This is a genomic window from Cesiribacter sp. SM1 (assembly GCF_020178975.1).
Taxonomy (GTDB): Bacteria; Bacteroidota; Bacteroidia; order Cytophagales; family Cyclobacteriaceae; genus Cesiribacter.
In genome coordinates this window covers 87523-107071 of the sequence record NZ_JAHXBU010000041.1, presented here as the reverse complement: position 1 = coordinate 107071, position 19549 = coordinate 87523, and the positions used below count along the sequence as shown (strand labels likewise).

General features: G+C 48.2%; 12 protein-coding genes. 10 read left to right on the top strand and 2 right to left on the bottom strand.

Annotated features, from left to right (window positions below):
• Window positions 1-45: 45 nt before the first annotated feature.
• Window positions 46-642: a porin family protein gene (locus KWJ01_RS06195; protein WP_224995560.1), complete on the top strand. Its 597-nt coding sequence runs from the start codon at window positions 46-48 to the stop codon at window positions 640-642.
• 116 nt (window positions 643-758) lie between these two features.
• On the opposite strand, the gene KWJ01_RS06190 is transcribed toward KWJ01_RS06195, so the two are convergent.
• Window positions 759-3338, bottom strand: a complete 2580-nt coding sequence (locus tag KWJ01_RS06190; RefSeq protein ID WP_224995559.1) for a M14 metallopeptidase family protein — start codon at window positions 3336-3338, stop codon at window positions 759-761.
• 56 nt (window positions 3339-3394) lie between these two features.
• Here KWJ01_RS06190 and KWJ01_RS06185 point away from each other — a divergent pair, with 56 nt between their 5' ends.
• The 8 genes from KWJ01_RS06185 to KWJ01_RS06150 all read left to right on the top strand — a co-directional run bounded on the left by KWJ01_RS06185 (window position 3395) and on the right by KWJ01_RS06150 (window position 17430).
• Entirely contained in the window at window positions 3395-4510 is a 1116-nt protein-coding gene (locus KWJ01_RS06185) for an AI-2E family transporter (RefSeq protein WP_224995558.1), read from the top strand.
• 443 nt (window positions 4511-4953) lie between these two features.
• A complete protein-coding gene (locus KWJ01_RS06180; RefSeq protein WP_224995557.1) occupies window positions 4954-8148 on the top strand; it encodes a carboxypeptidase regulatory-like domain-containing protein in 3195 nt (1064 codons plus the stop codon).
• A gap of 299 nt (window positions 8149-8447) precedes the next feature.
• Entirely contained in the window at window positions 8448-9521 is a 1074-nt protein-coding gene (locus tag KWJ01_RS06175) for an efflux RND transporter periplasmic adaptor subunit (protein ID WP_224995556.1), read from the top strand.
• Between the two features lie 14 nt (window positions 9522-9535).
• The gene (locus KWJ01_RS06170; RefSeq protein ID WP_224995555.1) at window positions 9536-12634 is read left to right on the top strand and encodes an efflux RND transporter permease subunit; all 3099 of its coding nucleotides are present in this window, start codon (window positions 9536-9538) and stop codon (window positions 12632-12634) included.
• A gap of 18 nt (window positions 12635-12652) precedes the next feature.
• Complete coding sequence (locus KWJ01_RS06165; RefSeq protein WP_224995554.1) at window positions 12653-13972, top strand: TolC family protein; 1320 nt, start codon at window positions 12653-12655, stop codon at window positions 13970-13972.
• Between the two features lie 751 nt (window positions 13973-14723).
• Complete coding sequence (locus KWJ01_RS06160) at window positions 14724-16208, top strand: transporter substrate-binding domain-containing protein (protein WP_224995605.1); 1485 nt, start codon at window positions 14724-14726, stop codon at window positions 16206-16208.
• Between the two features lie 173 nt (window positions 16209-16381).
• A complete protein-coding gene (locus KWJ01_RS06155) occupies window positions 16382-16897 on the top strand; it encodes a YdeI/OmpD-associated family protein (RefSeq protein ID WP_224995553.1) in 516 nt (171 codons plus the stop codon).
• Between the two features lie 41 nt (window positions 16898-16938).
• Window positions 16939-17430 (top strand): GNAT family N-acetyltransferase, encoded by a 492-nt coding sequence (locus KWJ01_RS06150; RefSeq protein WP_224995552.1) that lies wholly within the window; start codon window positions 16939-16941, stop codon window positions 17428-17430.
• Window positions 17431-17472: 42 nt separating this feature from the next.
• On the opposite strand, the gene crtD is transcribed toward KWJ01_RS06150, so the two are convergent.
• A complete protein-coding gene (gene crtD, locus KWJ01_RS06145) occupies window positions 17473-18945 on the bottom strand; it encodes a 1-hydroxycarotenoid 3,4-desaturase CrtD (protein ID WP_224995551.1) in 1473 nt (490 codons plus the stop codon).
• Between the two features lie 117 nt (window positions 18946-19062).
• Here crtD and KWJ01_RS06140 point away from each other — a divergent pair, with 117 nt between their 5' ends.
• On the top strand, window positions 19063-19542 hold the full coding sequence (locus KWJ01_RS06140; protein ID WP_224995550.1) for a hypothetical protein: 480 nt from the start codon (window positions 19063-19065) through the stop codon (window positions 19540-19542).
• Window positions 19543-19549 lie beyond the last annotated feature (7 nt).

Sequence of the window (19549 nt, the reverse complement as noted above, 5' to 3'; positions counted from 1 at the left end):
CGCTATCCTGTTAGTGTTGCAGTTGTAACAGGATAATATTAAGACATGAGAAAGATATTTTTTACACTTACTCTTCTGGCTTTGTTTGCAGGAGGTGCCCTGGCTCAAGCCAGGGTTGGGCTCAAGGCGGGTGTTAACCTGGCTACCATCGATGGTAAAAATGTTGATGATAGTGAGTTCATTCTGGGTTATGCAGTAGGTGGAATGTTAAATGCACCAATAGCACCGGGCGTGAGCCTGCAACCGGAGCTGCTGTTTACCCTTAAAGGTACAGGTGATACAGGCACTGAAGATAATCTTACCTTGATGTACCTGGAGCTGCCGGTAATGGCAAAGGTAATGCTGGGAGATGCCTTTAGCCTGCAGTTTGGGCCTTATGTTGGTGTTTTGATCAATTCAAAAAAGGGAAATGATACCTGGGAAGATATTCTGAATAATTTTGATGGAGGCGTTGGTTTGGGCCTGGGCTACAGCTTTGCGCAGCGTATTACGCTTGACTTGCGCTATATGTATGGCCTAACACAGGTGTATGAAGATGAGCTGCCTGCCAGTGTTAATGTGCCGGAAGCCATCAGGGATGATGAGGGTGGTAACCGGGTGCTGCAGCTATCGGTCGGCTACCTGTTAGGTGGTGGGCGCTAGTCCGGAACATGGTTGTACAGGGTAATACATAACATCTTTACTCTTTTTCACACAAGCTTTATATAGAATGAGCCCCGGCAGATAACTTGCCGGGGCTCATTCTATATAAAGCTACATCATCTGGTTGACCGCGAATCTATCAGCGGTCCAAAGAAAATAGCGTTGATCAGGATCCGTTCCGATCCACGCCAGAATGCCCTGAATGCAGGATTGTCGGGAATAACAATGGCCCTGCCTCTGCCAATGGATGATATCTGCACAGCAGGAGTGCCTCTTAGGCTCTCCAGGTGCCCGGGCCAGACATAGCCAGCCTGTACCGGATTCTGGGTATAGCGCAGCGGGTGGGCGTACAGGCTGTTGGTGGCTTCCAGCACATGGGTGTTGGTTCTAAACAGACTTACGTTTGGAGTGGTGTACCCCCATAGCAGGGGATGGGTAGTATCTGCCGCTGCCTGGAAAATAGCACCGCCCATTTCGCGTGCGCCTCTGCGCTGGCTTAGTGAGGCGTAAGGCTGCGGACCTCGGAGGCTATCCTGGTTTTGCGTTTTTTTGTATTTGGCATTGCTCAATCCGTTTTGTGCCATCCAGCGGGCACCGCCCTGCAGGCCAATAAGGGTGCCGCCTTCCCGCAGCCATTCACGTAGGGCCGGTATTGCATCTACAGCAGAACCATAGTAGCCGTCGGGCAAAATAATAACATTGTAACGGGTCAGGTCAGCAGAGCGTACCCTTTCCATAGGTACCAGGCTATGCTGAATGTCGTAGCGCTGGTCGAGCAGGTGCCATATCTCCCCGGCATCGTAAGAGGTAACACCATCTCCCACCGCAATCATTACCTTTGGTTGTGTTACCGAAAGCAGGCTGGGACTGCCCAGGTTCACACCCCCGGTGCTGCCACTGGTTACAGATTGTATCTGCAGGTTATTCTGTGCTGCCACCCTGTTTACCAGGCTGTATAAACTATCAGCCCCAATGTCCTGCGATTGCAGGGGTATCCATACTGAGCCACGGCCAAAGGTGGTACCCGCATGTTGTACAGGCTCTGTAATTACCCGCAGGCGCAGGTTTTCCTGTAAAAGCTGGTTTAGCGCTCTTGGAGCATAGAGGGGTTGCCAGGGCAGCAAATATCCGTAATTGCTCATGCCGCCGCTTACCGTGCCGGGGGGCAATTGCGCATTTTCTACTTTTTCTCCCATCAGCCTGCTGAGCTCCCTTCTGTCGAGTGCCTTATAGGGCAGGTTATAGGCCAGGGGCAGGGTCCAGGCAGAGATATCATAGAAGAGGCTGTCGGTAAAAGATTTCCTGGTTTCAAAAATAGCCTTAATAAGGCGGTACTGCGGCTGGTTAAGCGGTACTACATAGCTGTTTTCCCTGCTGATCTTGTTGCCCTGTACAGTGGGCGCTTCGGCTGCTTTATGTACCTCAATCTGGTGTCGCTTTAGCATCTCTACCAGTTCCAGTGGGCGGGCGGCATCTCCGGCGGCGCCAAACACATATCCTTTTTCCGGATCGGCAGCGGCCTCTTTTTGCGCCGACTGGTAAAACCAGCGCTGATGTTCCAGCAGCCGCTGCTTAAGCGCATGGGTAGCTTTAAGCGTAGAAAGAGTGGTGGTAAACTGGTTGCGGATGGTAAACGGAAAGCGCAGAATACCATGGCTGCTTTCCTGAGCATGGCCACGGGAGCTTGCCTGCTCAAAAAGGATGCCTACAGCCCCGTTTACATCCGGGTAGGTAGAGCCCTTGCCGTAGAAAAAATCATCATAATCTTCTTCTGAATAGTAGAGCGAGCCAATAGCATCCAGCGCCTCTACATGGTACTGGGCAATGGCTTTGGTAAGCTTATAGGTAGCTTCCGGTGTAATAGGATTGTTGCGGGAGGGCACACCCGGCTGGAAAAAAAAGGTGCTGCCCGCCCCCATCTCGTGGTGGTCGGTCAGTACATTGGGCTTCCAGTCGTGGAATATCTTCAGGCGTGCCTGCGATTCTGGCTGCTGCACCGGCAGCCAGTCGCGGTTCAGGTCAAACCAGTAGTGGTTGGTGCGGCCGCGGGGCCAGGCTTCATTCAGCTCCCTGTTCTGTGGGTCAGATACCTCATTTTTACTTTTATGTGCATTTACCCAGCTGCTGAAGCGCTGCAGGCCATCGGGGTTAAAGGCCGGATCGAGCAAGACCACCACATCCTGCAGCATTTGTTCAATCTCGGGGCCCTGGGCTGCTGCCAGATAGTAGGCAGTGAGCAGGGCTGCATTGCTGCCGCTGGCTTCGTTGCCGTGTATACTAAAGCCCATGTAGGATACCGCAGGGAGCCGGGCAAGCTCAGCATCGGATATACTTTGCGGGTTGTTTACCAGCTGCTGCCTTTTTTGCTTAATCTCCTGCAGGCGCGGCTGGTTGTTGGGGTGCGTAATGGTAAGCAGTAAGAGCGGGCGCCTTTCGTGGGTGTAGCCGGTTGTCTGGATCTGTATACGGTCAGAGGCCCGGGCCAGCACCTGCATGTATTCAACCAGTTTATCGTGGCTTACATGCCACTCACCAACGCCCCAGCCCAGTACAGAATCTGGTGTTGGAATGGCGGGGTTAAGCTGTACATTATCCGGTAGGTAATAGGAAAGGTCCTGCTTTTGTGCGGTGGTCTGGTAAGGGAGTAGGGCAGAAGTGCAGAATAGGAAAAGATATAGTAAAGTTCTTTTAAGCATTTTATCCGTTTAAGAGTTAATAGCATATTCTACTGCCGTTAAAGATAAACCTATACATGGAATTTCCCGGCTATTTTAAATATACAACTATTTTATTGGGTGCGATTCTTACGTTTTACGCCGTTATTGTAGCTAAAGGTATACTCATACCTCTGTCTCTGGCAATGGTGTTCTCGCTATTGCTTTTTCCGCTTTGCCAGCGGTTTGAGCGTGCGCTTATACCTCGCAGTATTTCAGCCGTTCTTTGCATACTACTGATGCTGGGTATTATTGCCGGCGTTGGTTATATGCTTGGACTGCAGATCGACAGCATCAGCAGAGAACTGCCCGAGCTAAGTGTTAAGGTTGATCAGAAGCTAAGCCAGGTTCAGAACTATTTTGAAAGCCAGTTTGGAATTGATCAGTCGGTACAGTCAGAATATTTCAGAAGATCGGTTAACAATTTTCTGCAGAACAGTAGTGCTATTTACAGTACCACCTTCAGTATAACGGCGGGTATACTTAATTACCTGGTGATTGTGCCCATCGGGCTGTTCTTTATGCTCTACTACCGCAGTTTTTTCAAGGAGTTTCTTTACCGCTTAATGCCACGGCAGCAGCACGATCGGCTTCAGCGGGTACTGGAGCAAATACAGCAGGTAATGCAGGATTACATCCTGGGGCTGTTTATGGTAATATGTATTGTAGCCGTACTTAATATTATAGGATTGTCGGTGGTGGGAATCAGGTATGCCATTTTCTTTGGCTTTCTGGCAGCGCTGCTCACCATTATTCCATACATCGGAATCTTCATTGGCTCCTTGCTGCCAATTCTGTATGCCCTTTTTACAACAGACTCCCTGCTCTACCCGGTTTCCATTGCCATTATATTCTGGCTGGTACAGGTGCTGGAGGGAAACTTCATTACACCTAATATTGTGGGCAACAAAGTACAGTTAAATCCTTTTGCAGCTATTCTGGCCTTACTTGTAGGCGGTGCGGTATGGGGCCCCGCCGGCATGATTCTCTTTATTCCCTTCATAGCCATGTTAAAGGTGGTTTTTGATGCTGTAGATGTACTGAAACCCTATGGTTTTCTGCTTGGCGTACCTGCAGAAGTTAAAAATGAGACTAAAACTTACCGGGACTGGAAGGTGCGCCTGAGTGCCGGATTTAAAAAAATATTCCGATAGCAAAAAAAAATATACCTGTTTTAAGGCTTGTTAAGGATCAAAAAAACGCTGCTTTTAGCCCCTGCTTTGGCAGGTAATTTTGGATATGAAAATTATTTAACACCATGCCAGAATAAGCCTGATTCCGGATGTTTTTAACTGTTGAAATGCTTTTAAATATCGATTTAAGCTTTGTTTTTAGAATAAAATTCTGAATTGTAAGATTTGCCGGTTACAAAAAAAGTGCAGATGGTATAAACAATGTGGGTGAGTTAATGGTCTGATATTCAATATATTGATATGCGTTGTATTGTGGCTGAAGCGCAAACGTTGTCTGGATTCCAATGTTAAGCTAATGTGAAAAATGTGTGCTTGATGTTCTCATATTTATAACATAATTTCGCTGCCACAATAGAAGACGGCGTGTAATTTTGCATTGCAAAGTTTTATTAATCACACATATAATGAAGCAATTTCTACTTAGTGTTTTATTTACTGCTGCATGCTTGCTGCCTAACTTCAGTTGGGCACAGGGTATTACTACAGCTAGCATGAGTGGTGTAGTGAGTGCTGCAGACGGAAGTACATTGCCAGGGGCAAATGTAATTGCCGTACACGAACCTACAGGTACTCGCTATGGTGCAGCAACACGTGCTGATGGCCGTTTCACAATACCAGCCATGCAGGTAGGTGGTCCTTATAATGTAACCGTATCTTTTGTAGGGTATGAGCCTAAAGTATACAATGGTATTAACCTGAAGTTAGGCCAGGAGTATGTGCTGAATACTTCATTAACTGAAGAAGGTGGTGTTCTTGAGGAAGTTGAAATTACCGCGAATACCAACCCGGTAATGAACAGCGAAAGAACAGGTGCTGCTACTAACGTTACTGAAGAACAACTGGAGTCACTGCCAACCATTTCACGTGGTTTGAACGACTTTACCCGCCTTACCCCACAGGCTAGCACTGCCGGTGGTAGTGGTATTTCATTTGCCGGCCAAAACAACCGTTACAACCAGTTTGCCATTGATGGTACTGTAAACAACGACGTATTTGGTCTTTCTGCTACTGGTACTAACGGTGGCCAGACAGGTGTTCAGCCTATCTCTCTGGATGCGATCCAGGAAGTACAGGTTGTAATTGCTCCTTATAGTGTACTGCAGGGTGGTTTTACCGGTGCAGGTATCAATGCCGTAACACGTTCTGGTACTAATAACTTTACCGGATCTGCTTACTATTTCGGTAACAACGAAAAGCTGGTGGGCAAAAGCCCGGACGAAGCCAGAACCCGCCTGGACGACTACACTGACTATCAGACTGGTTTCCGCCTGGGAGGTCCTATTGTGCCAAACAAGCTTTTCTTCTTTGTAAACGGTGAGGTTACCAACAGAACAAGTCCATTGCTGTTTGCTCCTGGTACCTCTTCTTCCAACATAACTATCGACGAGCTGGAAAGAGTTGTGGATGTAGCTGAGCGTTTGGGATATGATCCAGGTCAGTATGCGTCTCTGAGCGATGAGCGCAGCAGCGAAAAAATATTTGGCCGTCTTGACTGGAACATCAACGATAACCACCGCCTGACCCTGCGTCACTCGTATGTATATGGTCAAGAACTTGATTTTACCCGTAATCCAAACCAGGTAAACTTCTCTAATGCAGGTGTTTTCTTCCCTACTACTACCAACTCTACCGTACTTGAGCTGAATAGCCGTATTGGAGCCAACATGTCGAATACTTTCCGCCTGGGCTACACTACAGTACGCGACGACCGTGAAGCATTAGGCTCTCCGTTTCCTGCTGTAAACATTCGTCTGAGTGGTGGTCGCCAGATCAACTTAGGATCTGAGGCATTTTCTGTAGCTAACCAGCTTGACCAGGACGTGTTCACCATCACAAACAACTTTACCTATTATATGGGTAAGCACGCCATTACACTGGGAACGCACAATGAGTTTTACTCTACTTATAACCTCTTCATTCGTGAAAACTACGGTGCTTACCGTTATGACAACAGGGTGATCGATGGTGTTCAATATTCTGGCCTTGACCTTTTTGAGTTAGTAGGCACAGAAAATGAGGTGGTTCCTACTCAATACAGCCGTTCTTACTCTCGCACCAATAATCCAATGCAGGGAGCAGAGTTCAATGCTTATCAGCTTGGCTTCTACCTGCAGGATGAGTTTGAGGCTGCCCGTAACCTGATGCTGACTGCAGGTGTTAGGATTGACGTTCCTACATTCAGCGAAACGCCTGGCGTTAACGAAGCCTTCAACGCTGCTTTTGGCGAAGAATATGGTGTGGCAACCAACGAACTGCCAGGTGCACAGGTAATGTTCTCTCCCCGTTTAGGATTTAACTGGAAAGCAACAGAAAGTGGCACGACTCAGGTACGTGGTGGTGTAGGTATGTTTACAGGCAGGCTGCCTTTTGTGTGGCTGTCTAACCAATATACCAACACTGGTCTGGTAATTGGTAGCGCATTTGTAAACCTCCGGAGCACTCCTGAAGACTTCAGGTTCAATCCAGATCCTTTCAGCCAGCCTACTTCTGCTGATCTTGGCAGATCTGAAAGCGCTGCAGAGATCAACGTAACAGATCCTGATTTTAAATTCCCTAAAGTATTCCGTGCTAACTTAGCGGTAGATCAGGAATTACCTGGTGGTATTGTTGGTACTCTTGAAGGTATCTTCACTAAAAACCTGCGCAATATCGACTACAGAAACCTGAACGTTCAGCAGGATGGTACACTGGCTGGTGCTGATAACAGACCATATTTCTCGGATGAATTCCGTAATAATAACTTTAACAACGTTCTGTTGCTTACCAACACCAGTGAAGGTTATGCCTACAATGCTTCTGCAACTTTACAAAAGTTCTTCAATAACGGCCTGAGAACATCAGTTTCTTACAACTATGGTGTTGCAAAGGATGTTAACGCAGGTACTTCCAGCCAGGCTTACTCTAACTGGAGATATGTAGAGAACGTATACGGTCCGAATACTCCTGAACTGGGATACTCCGACTTTGATGTACGCTCACGCGTAGTGGCTGCCCTTAGCTATAAGCTTCGTTATGAAAGCGGTAGTGCTACAACCCTTAGCCTGTTCTACAATGGCCAGTCTGGCATACCATTCTCGTATGTTTATGGTGATGACATCAACAACGATAATACTGCAGGTAACGACCTGATTTATGTGCCAGCCAGCTCTTCAGAAGTACAGTTCTCTGGTTCTGAGCAGGAGCAAATTGCTCAGTGGAACGCTCTGAATGCTTATATCGAAGCAGATGATTACCTGAGCGAAAGACGCGGCCAGTATGCCGAAAGAAATGGTGCCCGTCTGCCATGGACCAACCAAGTTGACCTTCGCCTGATGCACGAAATTAAGCTGAACATTGTGGGTGAAACAGATCACCGCATTCAGTTAACCTTCGACGTATTCAACCTGGGTAACCTGATCAATGCTGATTGGGGCCGTCAGTACTCTATCACAAACAACTCATTCTCATTGATTGATGTGTCTGTTGATCCAGATAGCCGTGTGCCGGTGTATACTTATACAGGTGAGGGATTAAACGATGGTAATCCTTACTTTGTAAGCGACTTCCTGTCTCGTTGGAGAGGTCAGTTTGGTATCCGTTATATTTTTGGTGGAGACTAAATAAAAAATCTACAGTAAGGATTAAACCTTCTGAAAGAATATACATCTAAAAAAAGCCGGCTGATAAAGCCGGCTTTTTTTGATTAACCAACACATAGAATACTGTTTATGATGCACAGCCTTACCTTTTATCTCGGGCCCTTCTGCGCGGCTAAAGAAGAGCCCGAACCTATTCTGTTAGTGAGGAACTTTGGCCTCTGCTGATTCAGTTGTTATTATTGTGGAAAAATTCTTCACTAACTGGTTTTTGCCTGTTTTCTGAGCTTTTTTCAAACCTTATTTTATTACTAATTGCCTCTATGAAAATCAAACATATTGTTTACGCCATTCTTATTGTCGGCCTGGGTGCTTTGGTATATTACCGGATCTCCAGCAACAAAGCGCAGGCCGAAGCAGGCCCCGGTGGCGGAAAAGGCCCGGGCGGTGCGCCGGCCATGCAGGTGAATGGCATAGTTGCCACTCCGCAGAGATTTGCTAATTCACTTGCTGTAACCGGCTCTATCGAGGCTAATGAGCAGGTGCAGGTCAGAGGGCAGGTATCGGGTCTGGTGCGCAGCATTAACTTTCAGGAAGGTAGCGAGGTGCGAAAAGGCCAGGTGCTGGTGAAAATTGATGACTCGGAGCTTAGAGCACAACTGGCCCAGGCCCAGACACGGCAGGCCCTGGCCGAAGAAAATGAAAGACGTGCCCGCCTGCTGCTTGAAAAAGAAGCCATCAGCCGCGAAGAATATGATGTGGCCAGCGCCGAACTAAAAACTGCAAAGGCACAGATACAGCTTGTGCAGGCACAACTGGCTAAAACCTCTGTTACCGCTCCCTTTGCCGGTAAAGTAGGCTTAAGATCCATCTCTGAAGGCAGCTACCTGTCTCCTGATATGATAATCACTAACCTGGTAAGTGTAAATCCGGTAAAGTTAACATTTGCAGTGCCGGAGAAATATGCAGCCCAGGTGAAGGAAAACACAGAATTAACCTTTACAGTGGCTGGCTCACCTAATAAGTTCAATGCTACTGTTTACGCCATAGAGCCGGCTATTGAAGCCTCTACCAGAAGCCTGCAACTGCGCGCCCGCGCCGATAATTCAGATGGAGCCCTGCGCCCTGGTTCTTTTGCGAATATACAGCTGCCACTCACAGTTATTTCAGATGCACTCCTGATACCTACCCAGGCAGTAGTGCCTGTGCAAAATGGTAAGAAGGTATTCATCGCAGAAAATGGCAAAGCCAAAGAAGTAATGATCGAAACCAGCACCCGTACAGAAAAAGATCTGCTGGTTACCTCCGGCTTAAGCGCCGGCGATACGGTTTTGACCACCGGTGTAATGACCCTAAAGGCAGGAAGCCCTGTGCGTGTAGCCCTGGCAAAGCCATAAATATCTAAAATAGCATGAGTTTATCAACAACTAGTATAAAACGGCCGGTCTTCACGATCGTGCTCAACCTGCTCCTGATGCTGTTTGGGGTAATTGGGTACACCTTCCTGGGCGTTCGTGAATATCCGTCTATAGATCCGGCCATTGTGTCGGTGCGTACCAGCTATTCTGGTGCCAACTCCGATATTATTGAATCACAAATTACCGAGCCCCTGGAAAAGGCCATCAATTCTATTGACGGTATCCGGAATATATCCTCTACCAGTAACCAGGGCTCCAGCAGCATTAACATAGAGTTTAACCTGGATAAAGACCTGGAGGTGGCTGCGAACGACGTGCGCGATAAAGTATCGCAGGCGGTAAGAAGCTTACCCGAAGACCTGGATGCCCCACCGGTTGTTTCCAAGGCCGATGCCGACTCCGAACCTATCATCACCATGACGGTACGGAGTAATACCCGTAGTCAGCTGGAGATTTCCGATTATGCAGAGAATACGATCTCACAGCGCCTCCAGACCATTCCGGGCGTGAGTAGTGTTCAGATCTGGGGGCAGAAGCGCTATGCCATGCGCCTGTGGCTGGACCCCATGAAGCTCGCCTCCTACGGCTTAACGGTTGGAGATGTTCGCACAGCCCTTAACAAGCAGAACGTGGAGCTGCCTACCGGAAAAGTAAGTGGCAGCAACACAGAGCTAACCATCAGAACCTTAGGAAACCTCTCTACCGAGGAGCAGTTTAACAACCTGATCATTGCCTCTAAGGGCGAAACCATAACACGTTTTAGTGATATAGGCCGGGCTGAGCTTAGCGCGGAGAACCTGGAAACTAAAATGACGGAATCTGGCACACCCATGGTAGGCATGGCCATTATTCCGCAGCCAGGCACCAACTACCTGGAAATTGCCGGTAACTTCTATGACCAGTATGAAAAGCTGAAAACAGAGCTGCCCTCAGATATACAGCTGGATATTGCGATGGACAATACCGTGTTCATCAAAAAATCTGTTGTAGAGGTCGCCGAAACCATTCTTATTGCGCTGATACTGGTTATCGCCATTATATACCTCTTCTTCCGGGATTGGGGCATTGCCTTCCGTCCGCTGATAGACATTCCGGTTTCCCTGATCGCCACCTTCTTTGTCATGTACCTGTTTGGCTTCTCCATCAATGTGCTTACCCTGCTGGCTATTGTACTGGCTACGGGCCTGGTGGTAGACGATGGTATTGTGGTAACAGAGAATATTTACAAGAAAGTAGAAGAAGGTATGTCGCCCATTGAGGCGGCTATCAAAGGCTCTAACGAGATTTTCCTGGCGGTAATTTCTATTTCAATTACCCTGGCAGCAGTGTTCTTACCAGTAATATTCCTGGAGGGATTTGTGGGCAGGCTCTTCCGTGAGTTTGGTGTGGTGATTGGCGCAGCTGTATTGATTTCAGCCTTTGTTTCCCTCACTTTAACGCCAATGCTGAACGCCTACTTAATGAAAGGCGGCACACACAAACGCTCCAGGTTCTATGAGTGGACAGAGCCTATGTTCCAGAAAATGAACAGCAGCTATGCATCATCGCTGCGAAGCTTTATGAAGAAAAAGTGGCTTAGCTTCCCCATTATCTTTGCCTGCCTGGGCCTGACTGCATTTTTCTACATTACGCTGGAAAAAGAAACCGCTCCCTATGATGACCGAAGCCTGATACGCATTTATGCAACCGGCCCCGAAGGCGCCTCTTATGAATACATGGAGCGCTTTATGGAGGAACTGAATACGCTTGTAAATGACACCGTTCCCGAAAAGCAGGTGAACCTGGTGATTACTTCTCCGGGCTGGGGCGCATCCTCTATCAACAGGGGTATTATGCGTATGGCCTTATCGCCACCAGAAGAGCGCGAACGCACACAGGATGAAATAGCAGATGACCTGGCTGGCTTGCTGCGCCGCTATCCCGAAGCCCGCACCAATGTTATTCAGCAGCCTACCATATCGGTTAACCGCAGGGGAGGCCTGCCCATCCAGTACATCATTCAGGCGCCTAATTTTGCGCAGCTGGAGGAAAAAGTACCGGAGTTTATGGAGGCGGTAAGCCAGGACCCAACCTTTACCATGGCCGATGTAGACCTTAAGTTCAACAAGCCGGAAATCAACATTACCATTGACCGCGAAAAAGCCCAGAGCTTAGGTGTGTCTGTGATAGATGTGGCCCAAACACTGCAGCTTTCGCTTAGCGGGCAGCGTTTCGGGTACTTCCTCATGAACGGTCGCCAGTACCAGGTAATGGGCCAGTTTGACCGCCTGGACCGCGATGACCCCATGGACCTGACCTCACTCTTTGTACGCAGTTCTACAGGGCAGCTGATTCAGCTCGATAACCTTGTAACCCTGGAGGAGCGCAGCAGTCCGCCGCAGCTGTACCACAACAACCGCTATTTATCTGCCACAGTATCGGCTGGTCTGGCACCAGGTAAAAGCATTAGTGATGGTATTGAAGCCATGGACCGGATCAGAGACCAGGTGCTGGATGAGTCTTTCTCTACAGACCTTGGTGGCGAGTCGCGCGACTTTGTGGAAAGTAACTCCAACACAGCCTTTGCATTTGGCCTTGCGCTGCTGCTCATTTACCTGATTCTGGCAGCACAGTTCGAAAGCTTTGTTGATCCGTTCATCATTATTTTAACGGTACCCATGGCGGTAGCCGGTGCCATGCTCTCGCTGTGGCTATTCGGCCAAACCTGGAATATCTTCAGCCAGATTGGTACTATCATGCTCATTGGCCTGGTAACCAAAAACGGTATCCTCATTGTGGAGTTTGCTAACCAGTTACGCGAAGAGGGCAAATCTAAAATGGATGCCATTATGGAAGCCTCAGAAGCCCGCTTACGGCCAATTCTGATGACGAGCTTAACGATTGCCCTGGGTGCGTTGCCTATTGCACTTGCCCTGGGTGCTGCTGCACAAAGCCGAATGGGTATGGGTGTGGTAATTGTGGGTGGAACAATCTTCTCGCTTATTCTTACCCTCTTTGTGATTCCGGCCATTTACTCTATGTGGTCCAGAGAACGGAAACACCATCCGGAGTTCGACCACATTGAAGAGTACGAAAAAGCCGTTGCTCATTAATAAAGATCAATTGTTATTATGCTAAAAAATAAAAAAGGCCTGCTGCGCCTCTTCTTCCTCCTGCTGGTTTTAAGCGTGGGGGAGGCAAAGGCGCAGGAGCTTTTAACCTTAGAAGAGGCTGTTAAAATAGCGCTGGAGCGTAACTACGACATTAAGCTATCGGCCAACGATGAATTAATTGCCGAAAACAACGTAAGCCGCGGAAATGCAGGAATGCTGCCGGTAGTTACCGGAACAGTAATCAATAATAACTCCATCCAGAATAGCTCACAAACGCGCGCCGACGGACAGGTAAATGAAGTAAACTGGGGGCGTGGCTCTAACCTGAACTACGGCGTAGGCCTTAGCTGGACTATTTTTGATGGATTCGGGATGTTTGCCCGTTATGAACAATTGCAGGAGCTGCAAAAGCTGGGTGAGGCTAATCTACAGCAAACAGTATTGGCCCGTGTGAGCGATGTAATCAGTGTTTACTACGACCTGGTGCAGCAACAGCTCCAGCTGCAGGCCTTCGACACCGCTGTGTCGCTATCCCGCTTTAGGGTGGAGCTGGCACAGACACGCTTTGAAATTGGAAAAGCTGCCCGCCTGGAAGTACTTAATGCCCAGGTAGATTTTAATACCGATACCACCAACCTGCTGCGGCAAAAAGAGCTTTACCGTAATACACAGATCCTGCTGAACGAGATCATGGCCCGTGATGTAAACATTCATTTTAGGGTTTCAGACAGCATTCAGATCGAAGAGGGCTTATCCCTGGCTGATCTTTCCACACTGGCTAACCAGCAAAACCCGGCGCTGCAGGCGGCTGTGTTGAACAGGCGGATTGCCGAGCTGGAAAACAAACAGGCCAGAGCCTCCCGATACCCCGTTATCGGCCTTAATACAGGCTATAACTTTACCAGAAATGCATCTGCCCTGGGGTTCTCAACGCTTTCTACCGGTAATGGCTTTACTTATGGTGTATCTGCCTCAGTAAATATATTCAATGGTTTAAACCAGAGGAGGATTGAGCAGAATGCTGATATTATGCTGAATTCAGCCGCCTTACAGCTTGAGCAGGTAAAGCAGAACATACAATCGCAGTTAGCTGCCACCTATCAAACCTACCTTACCAACCTAACGCTGGTTAAGCTGGAGGAAAAGAATCAGCGTATAGCAAGGCAAAACCTTGATATTACCATGGAAAAATACCGCCTGGGCAGTATCACCACCATGGAAGTGAGAGATGCGCAACTAAACTATGTTAATGCAACAGTAAGGTACAGCAACGCACTGTACCAGGCGAAAATAGGCGAAGTTGCCCTTAAAGAAATTGCAGGAAATCTGGACCTGTAGCGCGTATTGTAAATACTGATCATGGCCTGTTCGTGCTGATATTGAAAGCATGAACAGGCTTTTCTTTTATAGAAGATCAGGCCTGCTCCTCTCCATAAACTGAAGCATTGTTTACAGGCTGGCAGTTACTGCCCCGGCAGCTCCTAAAAAAATCATCAGCAGATCTTACTTTCCCCACAGTTCCGAAGCGGCATACACCATCATACAAAAAGGTTGTTTAGACCTTTGTGAGAGTCTGTAAAATGGCAGCAGACACCTTTAAACATTTGTACATAAAAAAGAAAATCTTATCTGATGCTTATGCAAGTTAGGTGGGGAATCGATGGCTAAAAACATTGAACGGGTAGTATATGAGATGATTTTTTAGTCTCGCTTAGACCTCTTTCAATAATCGTAACACCACCCAACTTTTGGATTTGTTTGATTTCCAGGAAAAATGCTACAACTTCTGAGCTATATTATGCGTTGTATACAAAGATTTTTTGACGAAGTCAGGAGCCAGACCTAACCCAATTTTTTGGTCTGGTTGTTGCTCAACATACAGCCTGATAGCAGCCAGTACTGACTGCTATTTTGTTATTTTAATATTTTTTTGTATGTTGCCAACAATTCTGTTGTTCACCTGCTGTAATTGGCTCATTTTGAGCGTTGGTTATAGCCCAAAAACAGAGTTATGAATGAAATAAAACTGAACAAGCAGGTATCGCTTAAGCAGTGGAGAGCATCATTTTGTACAGCTTGCCTATTTTTGGTGCTGTTATCATGCAAGTCCACTAATTCCGATACCCAACATGCAGATCTGCTTTCTCTTTCTCTGGTTGGAGGACTATCCGATGCCCCTGCAGAAGAACCTGTTGAGCTGGATTTGCCCCAGATTAAAAAGCGCGGAAGGCTTATTGCCATTGTGGATAACAGCTCAACCAGCTATTTTATCTATAAAGGGCAGGCCATGGGCTATGAGTACGACCTACTCACCCGCCTGGCGCAAAAGCTGGGTGTGGACCTGGAGATCGTAATTACTACCAGCCTGGATAAAGCCTTTGAAATGCTGCAGCGCGGAGAAGGCGATATTATTGCGCACAACCTTACCATCACCAAAGAGCGGCGGGCTAAGATTGCGTTCACGCTCCATCATAATGAGGTGCGGCAGGTGCTGGTACAACGCAAGCCCAAGGCCTGGCGTAACATGACCCTCGATAACATCGACAAAAAGCTGATCCGCAATCCGCTGGATCTGGCAGGCAAAGAGGTTTATGTGAAGAAGAACTCCTCCCATTTCTCCCGGCTGGTAAACCTTTCCGACGAGATCGGGTCTGATATCACGATCAGGGAGGAAGATCCTTCCGTTGAGGTAGAAGCGCTCATTAAGAAAGTAGCCAAGGGCGAAATAGACTATACCGTAGCTGATGAGAATATAGCACAGCTGAATGCTGCTTATTATGCTAACCTGGATGTGAAAACTCCTCTAAGCTTTCATCAGCGCATTGCCTGGGGCGTACGCACGAATGCCCCGGAACTCCTGAAAGCAGTAAACAGCTGGATAAAGGATATTCGCAAAACCCCCGATTACGCAGTTATCTACAATAAGTATTTCAAGAACCGCAGCAACATGAAAATGCTTGCGAGCAGCAGCTACTCCAGCATTAGCGGAAGCCAGCTGTCGCCGTACGACAAGCACATAAAAGACGCTGCCGCTAAAATTGGCTGGGACTGGCGCCTGCTGGCAGCAGTGGTATACCAGGAGAGCAAGTTTAATCCGGAGGCAGAGTCATGGATGGGTGCATCAGGCCTCATGCAGCTCATGCCCGAAACAGCGGAGATATTTGGCGCAGCAGATCCCATGGATCCACGCCAGAGCATTATGGCAGGTGCCAGTTACCTGCAGTGGCTCGATAAGTTCTGGGCAGATGAGGTACCAGACCCGGATGAGCGGAAAAAGTTTGTACTGGCTTCCTATAACGTAGGGCAGGGTCATGTACTCGACGGCCGTAAGCTTGCCCGTAAGCATGGTCGTGATCCGCAGGTGTGGGAAGATAACGTAGCTTATTTTATCGAGAAAAAAGCCGATCCGGCCTTTTATAACGACGAAGTTGTTTCTCTGGGTTACTGCCGCGGAAGCGAGCCGGTTCGTTATGTAAAAAACATCATGCAGCGCCATGCACGCTACCGCCAGCTTATTCCTGATGAGGTAGCACCCGAGGGCGTGAAAGAACCGCTCTTAGCCAGCGCTAAATAATATCTGAAAGCTGATTTAAGGAGGCCAGCCTGTAAAGGACTGGCCTCTTTTAATATGCCGCCGCTTGTAGAGGAATTATAGGAGCTCTTAGAAAAAAGCAGCGCAGCTGTTATTGGTGGAGCCATTAAATATTTCATAAATTAAGCAGGTGTAAGGCTTAATTCATCAATGTAATGACTGTTACCACTGACGGCATACAATTTCGTACGCATATCCATCGCCTGGAGCGCCTCAACAACATGACCTACCTGGAGATACCCAAAGAAGTGGTAGAGCAGCTGGGCAGCCTGAAAATGCGCCTTTTGTGTACAGTTAACGGATCTCTTACTTTTCAGTGCGGATTGATGGCGCTGGGAGAAGGCAGGGCGTACATCAGCATTAATGCTGCACGCCTGAAAAAGCTGGGCCTGAAGTTTGGAGATGAGGCTGCAGTAATGCTGCAGAAAGACAGGAGTAAATATGGGGTAGAAGTATGCGAAGAGTTTGCCGAACTACTCCGGCAGGATGATGAGGGGAACCGTCGCTTTCACCTGCTGTCTCCCGGCATGCAGCGCTACATCATCAATCATGCTGGCAGCGTAAAAAGCAGCCAGCTCCGCATAGACCGCTCCATTAGCATGCTCGAAAACCTGAAGCGCCTGCCAGAAGGTAAAGAAGAGTTCAGGGATATTTTGGGCGTGAAGAAGTAAGTATGCAGCCAAGCCGAAGACAAACAAGCCATAAATAAACGATGCTTAGCCTGATACCCACCAACGCTGCTGATTTAAAGGACGTGATAAGGATGGAGCACCATCCTGATAATAAAGAATTTATAATTCCATATAGCCTCAGCCAGCATCAGCAGGCACTGGAAAGCGAAGATGAAGCGCACCTGAAGCTTACAACCGAAGAAGGTAGTACTATAGGCTTTGTGCTGCTGGCCGGATTAAACAACCCGAACCAGTCTGTGGAGTTTCGCAGAATAGTGGTAGCCTTAAAGGGCATGGGCTATGGCCGGCAGGCTGTTGCACTGGTAAAGGAGCACTGCTTTGAACACTTGTTGTGCCACCGCCTGTGGCTCGATGTATTTGAAGATAACGGGCGTGCCAGGCAGTTGTACAAAAGCGAAGGCTTTATTGAAGAAGGTACTATGCGGGAGTGCATCAAACAAGATGGCATTTACCGAAACCTTGTCTTCATGTCGATGCTCCAGCGCGAATACCTGCGGCCTGCCCGGCACTGATTACAAATCCAGCCAGTCTTCAAACACCAAAAGAAGTCCCGGTTAAAATGATTTCACCATTCCGGCCGTAATTTTGGCAGATAGCAGGCAGAGCGGAATGCCACCGCCGGGATGCACGCTTCCGCCACAGAAGTACAGTCCTTTAAGGGTACTGCTCTTGTTGGCATGACGCAAAAAAGCAGCATAACGGCTATTGCTGCTGTTGCCGTACAGGGCGCCAAAGGCAGAGGAGGTTTTGCTTTCAATGGTTCTCGGGTCCAGAATGCCCTCTTCCTCTATCAGTGGTTCAATATCAATCTTCAGTATTCTGCTGAGCTTCTTAAGAATGTTTTGCCGGGCTGTAGCGATTAAAGTATCCCAGTCCTGCCCGCTGTTGTGGGGCACATTGATCATGGTAAACCAGTTTTCGCAGCCTTCCGGGGCATCGCCCTTTTCGTATTTAGAGGTGATGTTGATGTATACTGTAGGGTCGTGCCACACTGTTTTTTCTTCGAAAATATGCCTGAACTCCTGCTCATAATCTTCGCTGAAAAAGATGTTGTGCAGGTCGAGCTCCGGAAATCCTTTTTTAATGCCCCAGTAGAAAATAAGGGCAGAGCTGCTTTTGGGCTGGCGTAGCAGGCGCTCCGGCGCTTTATGGTTGGGGAGCAGCTTGCGGTAAGTGTGTAACAGGTCGGCATTGCTCACCACCACGTTAAATGGGTGTTCTGCGCCGTTTGTCAGCAGCCCTTTTACCCGGTCTCCTTCGGTAAGGATCTGGCTTATCGGGCTGTTGAAATGGAATGTTACCCCCAGCCGTTGTGCCAGCTCATAAAGGCTTTGGGTAATGGCATGCATGCCGCCCACAGGCATATAGGCGCCAATGCCCATCTCCAGGTGCGGAATGATGTTAAGGGTAGCAGGTGCCTGGTAGGGGTTAGAGCCATTATAGGTAGCATAGCGGTTAAAGAGCTGTACCGCCTTGGGTGCCTTTAGCCTTGCCGCGTTGGCGCTGTGCATGCTGCGGAATATGTTGAGGCGTGGCAGGTTCAGGTAAGCCTTTAAAGATTTAAAGCTAAGCCAGGTGCCCCAGTTGTGCAGGGAACGGTGCATGAACAGGTCTGCGAGCAGGGAATACAAGCGGGCGCTATGCCTTATGTGCTGCTGCACATCCTCTTTTTTAGCCCCGGTCTTTTGGCTTATCTCTTCAACAAACTTATCGGTATCGGCATAGCCATGCAGAATGGTACCATCTTCGTAAAAATAGCGGCAGCTTAAAGGTAAGCGGCGGTACTGGAAGTAATCTTCTGCTTTATAGCCTGAGAGTTCAAAGAGATCTTCTACCTGTTGGGGCAGGGTAAACAGTGAAGGGCCTGCATCAAACCTGTAAGCGCCCAATTGCAGCTGGCTAAGCTTGCCGCCGGGATAGGTATTAGATTCAAACACATCTACAGAAAAGCCCTTATTAGCCAGGCGAATAGCGGTGGCTAAACCAGCAATACCTGCGCCAATTACAGCTGCGGCCTTATTTTTCATTTTGTAATTAGATCAATACAACTTTTTTTATTACATAAATAATATGCCGATTTGTAAAGAATCTTATATTTAAAAGAATTTCTTTTATAAATTAGCGCTTCCGAACTACCTCCCCTCATGCCTAACCAACACATACGAGAGCTGTACCAGCATTACCAGGATGTGCGCCAGATCTCGCTAAGCGTAGATCAGTTTACTTCTTTTCTAGCCTTTTTCCCGGCCCTGCTCATTGCTGCTTCCGATGGTATTGTTGACCGGGAAGAGTGGCTGTACTGTCAGCGGCTCGCTGAGGGCCTGGGATATTCTTACCGGGAGGAGCTCTCCACAGAAGAAGCCAACAGGTTAACCCTGCTTTACCGCCAGGAGTTTGCTTACCTCTTAAAGCACCTCTCCAGCTGGGAGGAGCCTTTTCTGAACACCCTGGAGAAGTACTTCCTGGAAAACCACTACGCCAAAAAGTTTGTTTCCCAGACTGCCTGGCTTTTTGCCGATGCCTCCAATGGCGTATCTGCCGAAGAAGAAAGCAAGATGACGTACCTGCGCAACCGCTTTGGCTTAAGCAAGGAAGATATGAGCCCCTTCGATGAGCTGCGGTAAGCACACT